Source organism: Sphingopyxis sp. PET50, assembly GCF_025244705.1.
GTDB lineage: Bacteria > Pseudomonadota > Alphaproteobacteria > Sphingomonadales > Sphingomonadaceae > Sphingopyxis.
Genome location: NZ_CP104207.1, coordinates 2,611,363 through 2,623,227, shown reverse-complemented (window position 1 = coordinate 2,623,227; position 11,865 = coordinate 2,611,363). Strand labels below are relative to the sequence as shown.

Below are 11,865 nucleotides of genomic sequence, written 5' to 3'. Positions count from 1 at the left end.
ACGGCAACACCGAAATGCGATCAGCCGAAGCGGTTATTGCGGGGAAATCCGGTCGGCGGCATCCGGCCCGCCGCCCCGCGCGCGACGCGCCACGGCGCCAGGTCGGTTTCGGTGCGCGTGCGCCCCGTCTCGCCGCCCATCGCCCAGCTGAGCCCGTCGGCAAAGGCAAAGGCGATCGCGTCGGACAGCCCCCCGTCACGGTATCGTTGCAGCATCACGCCCTGGCCGCGCGCCATCACCGGCACCTCGGCGAGCGGGAAGACGACGAGCTTGCGGTTCTCGCCGACCACCGCGACGCTGTCGTCGCCCGCGCCGACCGGCCGCACCACGGCGAGCTGCGCCTTGGGCTTCAGATTGACGACATTGCGGCCCTTGCGCGTCTCGGCGATGATCTCGCCCATCTGCGCGACAAAACCGTGCCCGCTGGTCGAGGCGAGCAGCAGCCGCCCGTCGGCGCTCGCGGGGATCAGCGCGACGATCCGCGCCTCGGGGTCGATATCGACCATCAGCCGCAGCGGCTCGCCGAACCCGCGTCCGCCGGGCAATTTGTCGGCGCCGACAGTGTAGAAACGCCCGTCGCTGGCGGCGATCAGCAATTTGTCGGTGGTCTGCGCGCGCGCCGCGAACAGCAGGTCGTCGCCTTCCTTGAACTTGAACTCGCCCCACCCTTCGGGCGCGACATGGCCGCGCTGGGCGCGGATCCAGCCGCGCTTCGACAGGATCACCGTCACCGGCTCCTTTTCGATCATTGCGTCGAGCGGAATGTCGCGCGCCGGGGCGGCTTCGGCGATCGTCGTGCGCCGTGCGCCGAGCAAGGTATCGAGGCCATAGACGGCGCGCAGCTTTTCCAGGTCCTTGCGCAGCCGCGTCTTCTGCCGCGCCGGGCTTTCGACCAGCTTCGCCAGTTCCTCGCGCTCGGCGGTCAGATCGGCCTGTTCGCGCTTCAGCTCCATTTCCTCGAGCTTGCGCAGAGACCGGAGGCGCATGTTGAGGATCGCCTCGGCCTGCCGGTCGGTCAGGATGAATTCGGCGATCATCACCGGCTTGGGCTCATCCTCGGTGCGGATGATCTCGATGATCCGGTCAAGGTTGAGGAAAGCGATGATGTAACCTGCGACCAGTTCGAGCCGGTCGTCGATCTTGGCGATGCGGTGCTGGGCGCGGCGGACGAGCACGACGATCTGATGCTGCAGCCATTCGGTGAGCAGCTGGTGGAGCCCCATCACCTTGGGCGTCCGCGTCGCGTCGAGCACGTTGAGGTTGAGCGCGAAGCGGCTTTCGAGCTCGGTCAGCCGGTACAGGCTTTCCTTCAGCACATCGGGATCGACGTTGCGGCTCTTGGGGACGAGGACGATGCGCAGGTCCTCGGCGCTCTCGTCGCGAACATCCTCTAGGATCGGGAGCTTCTTGTCGGCGATCAGCTGCGCGATCTGCTCGATCAGCTTGCCCTTGGCGACGCCATAGGGAATTTCGCTGATGACAAGCTGCCAGGTGCCGCCCGCCTGTTTCTCGATCCCCGTCGCTTCCCAGCCGCCGTCGGTCTTGCCGGTCGAAAAGCGCGCGCGGACGCGGAAACCGCCGCGCCCGGTTTCGTAAGCGAGACGGATAGCATCGGGACTGTCGACGACGATGCCGCCGGTCGGAAAATCGGGGCCCTTCACATGCTCAAGCAACTGCGCGAGTTCGGCGCGCGGGTTTTCGATCAGCACCAGCGCCGCGCCGATCACCTCGGCGGCATTGTGCGGCGGGATGTTCGTCGCCATGCCGACCGCGATCCCGCTCGCGCCGTTGGCGAGCAGGTTCGGGAACAGCCCCGGCATGATCTCGGGTTCTTCGTCCTCGCCATTATAGGTCGGCTTGAAGTCGACCGTGCCCTCGTCGAGGCCCTGCATCAGGTCGACCGCGACGCGGGTCAGCCGCGCTTCGGTGTAACGGTAAGCCGCGGCATTATCGCCGTCGATATTGCCGAAATTGCCCTGGCCGTCGACGAGCGGATAGCGGAGCGAGAAATCCTGTGCGAGACGGACCATCGCGTCATAGACCGCGGTGTCGCCGTGCGGGTGGAACTTGCCGATGACGTCGCCGACGACGCGCGCGGACTTCTTGTAGCCCTGCGACGGATCGAGCCGCATCGCGCGCATCGCCCACAGCAGGCGGCGGTGGACGGGCTTCAGCCCGTCGCGCAGGTCGGGCAGCGAGCGCGCGGTGATCGTCGACAGCGCATAGACGAGATACCGCTCCGACAGCGCGCTATCGAAGGGGGTGTCGCGCATGCCGGAAACGGGGTCGGAAGGAGGAAGATCGTCGTCGTTGGTCGCCATTGCCCGGGGCGGATAGCAAGGCTGGGCCGCCAAGGCAAAGGGCGATGCGGGTCAATAGAGATTGTTCTTGTAATCCTTGTCGAGCCCCTTCTGCATGAAGCCCGGAATCGACACGACGGCGCTGGCGATCCGGGCGCCGATCCCCTTGTTCTTGTTGAGCCGCAGATGCTCGGCGAACATCCTGGCGGGGCTGATGTCGCCGGGTGCCGGCGCCATGCGGCCATAGCGCTGCGCGCTGGAGGGCGAGGCTGGGGGCGATGGCGATGCGAAGATCCTCGACGCGCGTCGCGAGCAGCGGCTGCTTGTCGCGCACGGTGAAGGGGGCGAGCGCCGCCGCGTCGGTGGTCAGCGCAGCGCGGCCGCTCAGCGTGGCGACATGATGCGATCCGGGGATCAGCAACACCGCGGCGATGCGCGGCTGCGCGATGATGTTGCGGAAACTGTCGGTGCGACGATTTCCCGGCCGGTCGGGAAAACTCAGCGTGTCGCCGTCGCTTGCTGCCAGCCGGCTCGGCAGGGTCGCCCTTGGGGCTGACGTCGGCGCGGCCTTCGGGATCGATCGTCGCCAGCGCCATCAGCCGGCTTCGCCGCGGCGAAGGCGGCCGCATCGCCGGGGCGTTCGTCGGTCGGCTCGGCTTTCCAGAAGTCGGAGCGGATCAGCGCCTTGGCGCAGTGGACATAGCATTCGCTGACCGCGATTCGCGCCATGCCGTCGATGCTGGCGACCGTGCCGTTGATGCGCAGCGTCTCGCCGATGCCGGGCAACAGGAACAGCGACCCGAATCCCGCGCCCGCTTGCAGCAGGTGCGGCGCGTCGAAATGGTCGAGCGGGATGGCAAGCGTTACGCCGTCGCTGCAGGCAAAGCCGCGCGCGCCGCCGACGAGAGTGATCGCGATATCGGGGGCGTTGCCGACACCGGCAAACATCAGCGGCGACGATGCCAGCCAGCGCTGCGCGGTCGCATCGACATGGTCGATAACCTTCAGGCCGATTGCCGGTGGCGGCTTGCCGACGGTTGCTTCGAGGGCGGCTATGGAGTCGATGATGGCCATGATCGGGTTCTGCCTCAGATTTCGGGACCGATGATCGCATTCGTCCGGGTGGGCCACAACCGTCCTGTCCGGCGGCAATAGGCGTCCCATTCCGCGCCGAAGCGTTCGGCCATCATGCGTTCCTCGTTGGGAATGCGCAGCATCCACATGGCGGCGAAGGCGGGGATGACCAGCGCGCCGGCGATCCAGTTGTGGATCAGCAGCGGCTGGGTCAGGGCCGAAAGCCAGATGGCGGCATACATCGGATGGCGGATGCGTGCGTAGACGCCGCTGGTGATCAGATTATGCCCGTCGCGCACCTCCAGCCCGGGGCTCCAGTTGCGGCCCAGGTCGGCATGGCTTCGCCAGAATAGCCAGAGGAAGGGGATCTGCAGCAAGGCGCCCGCCGCGGTTGCCCAATCGGGCAGCGTGTAATCCGCAAAGCCGAGCACCGGCGTCACGAGATGCAGCAGCGGCAGGAGCATCATCGCAAGGAACATCGCGGTCAGCAGCAGCTTTTCGGAGACATCCTTGCGCGCCGCAGTAACGACATTGGCGCGGTTACGCATCGAATGCGGGGTACGGATCGCGGTCATCGCCACAAAGGCGCCCAACCAGACGAGGGCGCCCCATCCATTCTCGCGCCAACGCAGCAGCGCGAGCGCGAGCAGGGCAAGCGCGACGGCCGCCGTCGCGATCGCGGGGAGGCTGGTCATCATCGATCGCTGGTCTCGTTTGCCCATGGTCGCATCCTTTCCACCAGAGATGCTGATATTGCCATATTTGAGAATGATTCTCAATAACAATTAATCGGGCCTTTCGGAGCGGCGCCACCGACAATCGACGCGCGGCCTTGAGTTGGCGCGTCGCCGCATTAGGTAGGGCTCCTTTATCGGTGTGGGGAACGGTCTTGGCCGCAACGGACGTGGGCGCATCGCGCGGGAATATCTGGTCGCGGGCACGCAACATGGCGGAGCAGGCACCGCCGGAGCGCAATCGCTATGTCGATTTCCTGCGCGCGCTGTCGATCCTCGCGGTCGTCGTCGGCCATTGGCTCGTCGCCGCGCCCTATATGAAGGACGGCGCGGTCGAGGGCGGGCACCTGCTCGGCATATTGCCCTGGACGCAGTGGCTGACCTGGGGGTTTCAGGTCATGCCGCTCTTCTTCCTCGTCGGCGGCTTTTCCAACGGCATGTCGTGGGCGGCGACGCGGCGCAAGGGCGGCGGCTACGCCGGCTGGTACAGCGGACGGCTCCAGCGGCTGATCAATCCGGTGCTGCCTTTGTTCCTGATCTGGACCCTCGTCGCGATGTTCGGCACGCTGATGGGCATCGACCGCAAGATCGTCGCGATGGCGGCGCAGCTCGCCCTGATCCCGGTGTGGTTCCTGTCGGTCTATCTGATGGTCGCCGCGCTCGCGCCGCTGACCTGGGCGGCGTGGCACCGCTACGGCATGGCGTCCTTTTGGGCGCTGGTCGCGGGGGCGGTGGCGATCGATGTCGCGACGCTGAAATTCGGCGTTCCCTATGTGAATTTCCTGAACTTCGGCTTCGTCTGGCTCGCGATCCACCAGCTCGGATTCGCCTGGGGCGACGGATATTTTGCGCGGCCGCAAAAGGCTTTGCTCTGGGGCCTTGGCGGGCTGGCGGCGCTCGGCCTGCTCGTCGGTTTCGGGCCCTATCCGGTCGCTATGATCGGGGTGCCGGGCAGCGGGCTCAGCAATTCGATGCCGCCGACGCTGGCCCTGCTGGCGCTCGGCATCGCGCAGACCGGCTTCGCGCTCGCGCTCGAACCCGCCGGGCGGCGGATGCTGGACAATCTGCGCGTCTGGACCGCGGTCGTGCTCGTCAACGGCATGATCATGACCATCTATCTCTGGCACCTCACCGCCTTCGTGCTGGTGCTCGTCGCGGCGTGGCTGCTCGGCGGTATCGGGCTCGACGTGATGCCGGGCAGCGCCGCTTGGTGGCTGGCGCGGCCCCTGTGGTTCGCCCTCTACATCGCCGCTTCGCTCCCGCTCGTGCTGCTTTTCGCGCGCTACGAACGTGCGAGCAGCGCGGGGGTCGAGGTGCCGCATTGGCGCCTGATCCTTGGCCTGATCCTGATCTGTGCCGGCCTCGGCGCGACCGCCGCGATCAGCATCGCCAGCCCTTACGGGGTCACCGGCGTCCGCCTCTGGCTCGTCGCGCTCCCCTTCATCGGCGCCGCGATCGCGCAGTTCGGCCCCGTCCACAAACTGGTCCGGCCGCGCGCGTAAACGACCGCGCGGCTCGCTCCGGCCAAGGTCACCCCATGGAATGGGCGCTTCTGTCCTTTGCAAATGCGATCGACGGATGGCGGGTCTCGGGCGGGAGCAGACATAGGCGATCCTCCCCCAAGGGGGAGGGGGACCACCCGAAGGGTGGTGGAGGGGCACAGGAGGCTTACGCCACACTGGACCGAAAGCCCTGCCCATTACACCTGCCCAATATAAAGGGCCGAGCCGTAGCGCATGACCTCACCGGCCGGGCAAACCGCCTGTGCCCCTCCACCAGCTTCGCTGGTCCCCCTCCCCGTGCCGGGGAGGATCGGCACCGTCCACTCCCCACCCAATGCCGCCATCGGCGCGCGAAATTGCCATCAACATCACCTCATAGAATTTCTATTATTGCAAATAACTCGCATTAACATATAAGCCGCGCGAGCTTCACACGTCGTTCTCCGCGATGTGCGCAACGATCGGAAAGTTCATGTACGCCTTCGTCGACCGTCCCGTGGACAGCCTGTGCAACGGCGGGCGCTTCCTGCTCTGGGCGATGCGCGGCTGGGTCGGCGCGGCGATGCGCGGCGCCTGTCCGCCGCAGGCGCTGCATCGCGGTTTCGGCGCCGTCCATGCCCGCGCCGCGCTGCCCGATTTCCATGTCGCGATGGCACTCCTCGCGAGCGACGGCCGCGACTGTCTGGCGCTGTCGCCGATGGCCTGCCGCCGCGTCGGCGAGGATGAGGCGGTGCTGCTGGGCCTGTGGCGCGATGCTGCCGGCGGTGCCGGCGACGCGCTGCGCGCCACGTTGGCGCTGCTGGTCGAGCCGTCCTCGGTCGGCCCGATCGCCGCTGCCATGGCGGCGGCCGCCACCCATCTGACCGAAGCGGGTTTCGACCTGCCTTTGCTTTCCTCCCCCACCAAAGACCATCAGGAATCGAAGTGATGAGCGACCGTATCGCCGCCGCCGCCAAGCTGGCCCCCTCCGCCTCGCTGACCGTCGAGGAGGTGCTCAGCGTCCGCCACTGGAACGAGCATCTGTTCAGCTTCAGGATCAGCCGCCCGGCGAGCTTTCGCTTCCGCTCGGGCGAGTTCGTGATGATCGGCCTGCCCGGCGGCGAGGGCCGCCCGCTGCTGCGCGCCTATTCGATCGCCAGCCCCGCTTATGCCGACGAATTGGAGTTTCTGTCGATCAAGGTTCCCGACGGCCCGCTGACCTCGCGGCTGCAACGGATCCAGCCCGGCGATCCGGTCTATCTCGGCCGCAAGCCCACCGGCACGCTCGTCGCCGACGCGCTGACCCCGGGACGGCGGCTGTTCCTGCTGTCGACCGGGACCGGGCTTGCCCCCTTCCTCAGCCTCGCGCGCGATCCCGACATCTACGATCGCTTCAACCAGATCGTCATCGTCCATTGCGTGCGGCAGGCCAGCGACCTTGCCTTCCGCGACGAACTCGAAAGCCAGCTCGCCGGCGACCCGCTGGTGCAGGATCAGGCGCTGCTGCAATTCCATTATCTGCCGACTGTGACGCGCGAGCCCTTTCGCACCATGGGACGCATCGACACGCTGATCGACAATGGTTCGCTGTTCGGCCACCCGCTGACCGGCCCCGCCCATTTCGATCCCGCGACCGACCGCATCATGATGTGCGGCAGCATGGCGATGATCCGCGACCTCCAGGCGCGGTTCGAGGGGCTTGGGTTCAAGGAAGGATCGAACGCCGCCCCGGGTGACTTCGTGATCGAGCGCGCGTTCGTGGGGTGAACCCTTCGCTGCGTAATGGCGAGGGGGCGGGCCTCAGTCCGCATAGGCCTTCACCAGGTCGAACATATAGTCGCGCCCGACATAGACCGCCTTCACCTCGACGCGCTCGTTGAGGCCGTGGACGCCGTTGCCGTCGGGATCGCCCCAGATGCCGGGGATGCCATAGGTCGGAATGCCGGCCGCGCCCAGAAATGTCGCGTCGGTATAGCCGTTCGCCATCGCCGGAATGACCTTCAGCCCCGGCCAGTATTTGGCGACCAGTTTCTCCATCGGTCCGATGATCTTCGGGTCGAGCGGCGGCGCGGGCGGGGCCGGACGTTTGGGCGGCAACTGGGTGATCGTCACGCCGGGGTCGCCGATCACCTTTGCCAATTCGTCCCGGATCGATTCGATGCTGTGCCCCGGAAAGATGCGGCAGTTGATGTTCGCGCTAGGCGCGTTGCGGCAGCGCATTGGGGGCATGACCGCCATCGAGCAGGGTGGCGACGCAGGTGGTGCGGATATTGCCGTGGAGGAAGCGGTCCTTGTTGACGATCGCCTCGGCCGCCTTGTCGTCCGGATTTTTCGCCAATGCGGCCATCGCCGCGCCCGTTTCGTCGCCGCGGGCCGCGCCGCTTTCGGCGAAAAAGCGCCGCGTCACATCGGTCATCTCGACCGGAAATTCATGTTCGTCGATCCTGGTGAGCGCGCGCGACAGCTGATAAATCGCATTGTCGCGCACCGGCACCGAACTGTGCCCGCCGGGGTTGCGCGTTTCGAGGCGGAAATTGGCGAAGGTCTTTTCTCCGACCTGCACCGACTGGCCGATGACCTTGCCCTTACCGTCGCTGTCGCCGCCGCCGCCTTCGTTGAGCGCGAACTCGGCGTCGATCAGCTCGCGCCGGTTCGCCGCCAGCCATTCGACGCCGTTGAACGCGCCGTTGGTTTCCTCGCCGCAGGTCAGCGCCAGCTTGACCGTGCGCCGGGGCTTGTGGCCCTGCTGCCGGAAGCGGATCAGCGTATCGACCCACACCGCCGCCTGCGCCTTGTCGTCGAGCGTGCCGCGGCCGTAGAAATAGCCACCCTCCTCGACCATCACGAAGGGGTCGCGCTCCCAATCCTCGCGCTTCGCCTCGACCACGTCGATATGCGCGACGAGCAGGATCGGCTTGGCGGTTTTCGATGTGCCGGGATAGACGGCGACGAGGCCGCCCTCCTTCGGATGCTCGGGGGTCGCGAAGAGATGAAGCTGGCTGTCGGCAAAACCCGCCGCCTTCATCCGCGCCGCCATGCGCTCGGCGGCAAGGGTGCAGCTGCCCGACGACAGCGTCGTGTTGGTTTCGACCAGTTCCTTGTAGAGATCGCGAAAGGCGAGCTGGTCGGGGCGCGGCTCCTGAGCGGCGGCGGGCGCGGCGAGCGCCAGCGCGGTCAATATCGGCAGCCAGTTCATCTTCATCGTGCAATCCCTTCGTATGCGAAGGAAGCAGAAAGCGCCAGCTGCTGCAAGGCCGATTGGCCGTTCGGAAGGTCCACCGATTCCGGGCTTAAGGAGACAAAGGATACGCACGGATGTGTCCAGAATGTCTCCTTTGTCGCTTTAAGCAGCGAATGCGAGACGAAGGGGGCCCGCGAAGTCGTATGGAGCAGGCAAGCCGGTCATCGGGGAGGGTAGACCATGGCGGGGTTTATTAGGAAAGAGATTTTTTCGCGGGCAGAGGAAGGGCCGAATTTGGGAGGAGCGGGCATTTGGCTCCCCTCCCGCAGGCGGGAGGGGTTGGGGGTGGGCAGCGACGTCGCGACGGCCCACCCCGCTGCGACTAGGGCGCAAGCGCCCAAGTCTCGCTGCCCCTCCCGCCTGCGGGAGGGGAGACCAGCCTATTACTCAAATGTCCGCTTCCCACCCCAAAGCCGACGTCGGCCGTTGCCCCTGTCGTCAACAATATCGCCTCGTTTCGCTTGCGCCCTATCCGGCTTTCGCGCATCCCGGCCGAAGGGAAGAGGAGCATCCGTGACCGAGATCGACGATCACCCGCCGGGACTGGTGGCGCGCGCCGTGCGGCGCCTGTTGCTGCTGCTCTACCGGATGCGCGGCTGGAAGGCGCAGGGCGAAGTGCCCGAACCGCGCCGCTTCATCATCATCGCCGCGCCGCACACGAGCAACTGGGATTTCGTGAACTTCCTCGGCCTGACCGCCGACCTTGGCCTGCGCGCGCATTTCATGGGCAAATTGTCGTTGTTCAGATGGCCGATCGGCGGCTTCATGAAACAGATGGGCGGCATCCCCGTCGACCGCCACAATGCGTCGAACGCGGTCGCGCAGATGGCGCAGGAATTCGCCCGCCGCGCCGAATTCATGCTGACCGTCGCGCCCGAGGGGACGCGCGGCAAGGCGAAGAAATGGCGCACCGGCTTCTACCAGATCGCGCTCGCGGCGAAGGTGCCGATGGTGGTCGGCCTGATGGATTATGGCACCAAGACCGGCGGGCTCGGCCCGCTGATCTGGCCGACGGGCGATTTCCGTGCCGATATGCAGAAGGTGTTCGACGTCTATAAAAGCTGCATCCCGAAATTTCCGGAGCGTGCGGTGACGTCGATCGATGATATCGTGGGAACCGGCTGAGCGCAGGAGAAGGCGATGACGGGCGTGGGAATCGTGCTGGCGACGAATTTCTTCGGTCTGATCCTTGTCATCGGGCTGTTGTGGCTGATCGCGCTGCAGATCCGCGACGTGTCGTTCATCGATGCTTTCTGGGCGTTCGGCATGGTGCTGCTGGCGTGGGGCACCGCGATCCAGGTGGGCAACGAGGGGCTGCGCGCGCAATTGCTGCTGGGGCTGACGACGCTCTGGGGGCTGCGGCTCGCGATCCATCTGTTCATCCGCTGGCGCCGCAGCGGCGAGGACCCGCGCTATCAGAAGATCATCACCGGCATCATGAAGAAACGCCATTGGGGATGGGAAACGACGGCGCTGGTGGCGGTCTTCCTGACCCAGGCGCCGTTGCTGTTCATCACCAGCCTGCCGGCGCAGATCGGCATCTGGGCAAGCGCCGCCGCCCCCGCGTCGCAGATCGGCGTGCTGGGATGGATCGGCGTCGCTGCGGCGCTGACCGGCATCGCGTTCGAAAGCCTCGGCGATTGGCAGCTCGACCGGTTTCGCGCCGATCCCGCCAATCAGGGCAATATCCTCGACACCGGGCTGTGGCGTTACACGCGCCATCCCAATTATTTCGGCGACGCGCTGGCCTGGTGGGGCCTTTTCCTCGTCGCCGCCGACGCGGCCATCTGGGTTGCGGTGGCGAGCGTGATCGGGCCGCTGTTCCTGACCTTCACCCTCACCAAATGGTCGGGCAAGGCCTTGCTCGAGCGCGGCATGAAACAGACGCGCCCCGGCTATGAGGATTATATCGCCCGCACCTCGGGCTTCATCCCCTGGCCGCCGAAAAAGCGTGGCGCTTGACCCCGGCCTCGATGGCGAGGCGCCGGTTCCGGCCGACGCCGGCGCGCTCGGCGATGCGCCGCGCATCCGCGCGATATTGACCGCGGCGGCGCGCGAAGGGCGCAGCGTCAGCTATTCCGAACTGCTCGGCGAACTGGGTTTCCGCTTCTCGCGGCCCAAGATGCGCGCGGTATGCAAGACGCTCGCCGAGGTCGACCGGCTATGCGCCGCGGACGGCGAACCCGACCTTGCGGTGCTGGTGGTGCGCGAAAGCGACCGGCTGCCGGGGCAAGGCTGGTGGGTCGGCGGCACGGCGCTGCTCCTCGGTTATGACGGCCCGTGGGAGGGCGCGGCGGCGGCGCGGTTCATCAGGGAGCAGCAGCAGGTGGCGTATGATTATTGGGAAGGGCGGTGACGCGCGCATGATGAATCCTTCCGACGAATCCTACCGCCGGACCAGGCTGGTCAAACAGGGCGCCGCGGCGATGCCCCCGCTGTTCCGCGCGTTGGCGGAGTGGATCGCGGCGCATTATTCGTCGCCCGTCCCCCTCAATATCGTCTTCGACAGCAACGAACCGCTCCACGGCCCGCGGCTCGACGTGATCTTCGAGCGGAAACGCGATGCCGACAGCTTCATGACCGAGCGGACGATCAGCTATGACCCGGCCAAGCAGGCGGCGATCAAGGCGCGGTTTCTGGAGTTGCTGGACGAAAGCGGCGACACGATAGCCGGAGCCGAGCGGCTGTTCGTCATCTTCTCGGCCTTCGAGCCCGCCGCCCGCCGGGAAGCCAACAGCCAGATGACCCCCGAACGGATCGAGGAGGTCGAAAAATCGCTGAGCAGCACGGTGATCTGGAAAATCCGCCCCGGCTTCGGAACCGCGATCATCTTCTTCCACACCGAGGCGCAGCTGAAGATGACCGAGGACAGTGATTTCCGTGAGCGCTGCCGCGATGCCTATATGGCCGTTCTCGGCCGGTTCGACGAATTCGGTTATTTCCGAGCGAATCCGATCGGCTTCGCCTTCGATTCCAAAGAAAATTTCGACGCCAAATATCAGGGGAGCTGGTTCGCCTACGACCGGTAGGGCGGC

At 66.2% G+C, this 11,865-nt stretch carries 11 protein-coding genes and 1 pseudogene; 7 read left to right on the top strand and 5 right to left on the bottom strand.

The genetic code is table 11. The features are described from left to right. Positions 1–20: 20 nt before the first annotated feature. The 4 genes from parC to N0A20_RS13740 all read right to left on the bottom strand — a co-directional run bounded on the left by parC (position 21) and on the right by N0A20_RS13740 (position 4,096). A complete protein-coding gene (gene parC, locus N0A20_RS13755) occupies positions 21–2,321 on the bottom strand; it encodes a DNA topoisomerase IV subunit A (protein ID WP_260580923.1) in 2,301 nt (766 codons plus the stop codon). Positions 2,322–2,372: 51 nt separating this feature from the next. Continuing rightward, positions 2,373–2,537 (bottom strand): hypothetical protein, encoded by a 165-nt coding sequence (locus N0A20_RS13750; protein WP_260580921.1) that lies wholly within the window; start codon positions 2,535–2,537, stop codon positions 2,373–2,375. A gap of 261 nt (positions 2,538–2,798) precedes the next feature. Next, positions 2,799–3,374 carry a hypothetical protein gene (locus tag N0A20_RS13745; RefSeq protein WP_260580920.1) on the bottom strand — a complete coding sequence of 192 codons (576 nt, stop codon included), beginning with the start codon at positions 3,372–3,374 and terminating at the stop codon, positions 2,799–2,801. 14 nt (positions 3,375–3,388) lie between these two features. Further along, positions 3,389–4,096 (bottom strand): protein-S-isoprenylcysteine O-methyltransferase, encoded by a 708-nt coding sequence (locus tag N0A20_RS13740; RefSeq protein WP_260580919.1) that lies wholly within the window; start codon positions 4,094–4,096, stop codon positions 3,389–3,391. 224 nt (positions 4,097–4,320) lie between these two features. On the opposite strand from N0A20_RS13740, the gene N0A20_RS13735 reads away from it, so the two are divergent. The 3 genes from N0A20_RS13735 to N0A20_RS13725 all read left to right on the top strand — a co-directional run bounded on the left by N0A20_RS13735 (position 4,321) and on the right by N0A20_RS13725 (position 7,356). Continuing rightward, complete coding sequence (locus N0A20_RS13735; RefSeq protein WP_260580918.1) at positions 4,321–5,610, top strand: acyltransferase family protein; 1,290 nt, start codon at positions 4,321–4,323, stop codon at positions 5,608–5,610. A 472-nt stretch (positions 5,611–6,082) separates the two neighbouring features. After that, on the top strand, positions 6,083–6,538 hold the full coding sequence (locus N0A20_RS13730) for a hypothetical protein (RefSeq protein WP_260580917.1): 456 nt from the start codon (positions 6,083–6,085) through the stop codon (positions 6,536–6,538). Then, positions 6,538–7,356 carry a ferredoxin--NADP reductase gene (locus N0A20_RS13725; protein ID WP_260580916.1) on the top strand — a complete coding sequence of 273 codons (819 nt, stop codon included), beginning with the start codon at positions 6,538–6,540 and terminating at the stop codon, positions 7,354–7,356. Before N0A20_RS13730 ends, N0A20_RS13725 begins: the two co-directional genes overlap by 1 nt. A gap of 33 nt (positions 7,357–7,389) precedes the next feature. Here the strand turns inward: N0A20_RS13725 and N0A20_RS13720 are convergent. Next, positions 7,390–8,791: pseudogene (locus tag N0A20_RS13720) on the bottom strand (M20/M25/M40 family metallo-hydrolase). 552 nt (positions 8,792–9,343) lie between these two features. Here N0A20_RS13720 and N0A20_RS13715 point away from each other — a divergent pair. Genes N0A20_RS13715 through N0A20_RS13700 form a run of 4 tightly spaced genes read left to right on the top strand, consistent with a single transcriptional unit; the run spans position 9,344 to position 11,859 of the window. Then, positions 9,344–9,955 (top strand): lysophospholipid acyltransferase family protein, encoded by a 612-nt coding sequence (locus N0A20_RS13715; protein WP_260580915.1) that lies wholly within the window; start codon positions 9,344–9,346, stop codon positions 9,953–9,955. Positions 9,956–9,970: 15 nt separating this feature from the next. Then, entirely contained in the window at positions 9,971–10,792 is an 822-nt protein-coding gene (locus N0A20_RS13710; protein WP_260580914.1) for a DUF1295 domain-containing protein, read from the top strand. Beyond that, complete coding sequence (locus tag N0A20_RS13705) at positions 10,782–11,186, top strand: ribose-phosphate pyrophosphokinase (protein ID WP_260580912.1); 405 nt, start codon at positions 10,782–10,784, stop codon at positions 11,184–11,186. The genes N0A20_RS13710 and N0A20_RS13705 overlap by 11 nt, the downstream gene beginning before the upstream one ends. 7 nt (positions 11,187–11,193) lie before the next feature. Continuing rightward, a complete protein-coding gene (locus N0A20_RS13700) occupies positions 11,194–11,859 on the top strand; it encodes a hypothetical protein (protein ID WP_260580911.1) in 666 nt (221 codons plus the stop codon). Positions 11,860–11,865: the final 6 nt, after the last annotated feature.

Bases quoted from the DNA above. Each gene is read 5' to 3' on its own strand.
- N0A20_RS13700 (WP_260580911.1), top strand. From the start codon at position 11,194: ATGATGAATCCTTCCGACGAATCCTACCGCCGGACCAGGCTGGTCAAA.
- N0A20_RS13710 (WP_260580914.1), top strand. From the start codon at position 9,971: ATGACGGGCGTGGGAATCGTGCTGGCGACGAATTTCTTCGGTCTGATC.
- N0A20_RS13750 (WP_260580921.1), bottom strand. From the start codon at position 2,537: ATGGCGCCGGCACCCGGCGACATCAGCCCCGCCAGGATGTTCGCCGAG.
- N0A20_RS13740 (WP_260580919.1), bottom strand. From the start codon at position 4,096: ATGGGCAAACGAGACCAGCGATCGATGATGACCAGCCTCCCCGCGATC.
- N0A20_RS13725 (WP_260580916.1), top strand. From the start codon at position 6,538: ATGAGCGACCGTATCGCCGCCGCCGCCAAGCTGGCCCCCTCCGCCTCG.
- N0A20_RS13735 (WP_260580918.1), top strand. From the start codon at position 4,321: ATGGCGGAGCAGGCACCGCCGGAGCGCAATCGCTATGTCGATTTCCTG.
- N0A20_RS13730 (WP_260580917.1), top strand. From the start codon at position 6,083: ATGTACGCCTTCGTCGACCGTCCCGTGGACAGCCTGTGCAACGGCGGG.
- parC (WP_260580923.1), bottom strand. From the start codon at position 2,321: ATGGCGACCAACGACGACGATCTTCCTCCTTCCGACCCCGTTTCCGGC.
- N0A20_RS13745 (WP_260580920.1), bottom strand. From the start codon at position 3,374: ATGGCCATCATCGACTCCATAGCCGCCCTCGAAGCAACCGTCGGCAAG.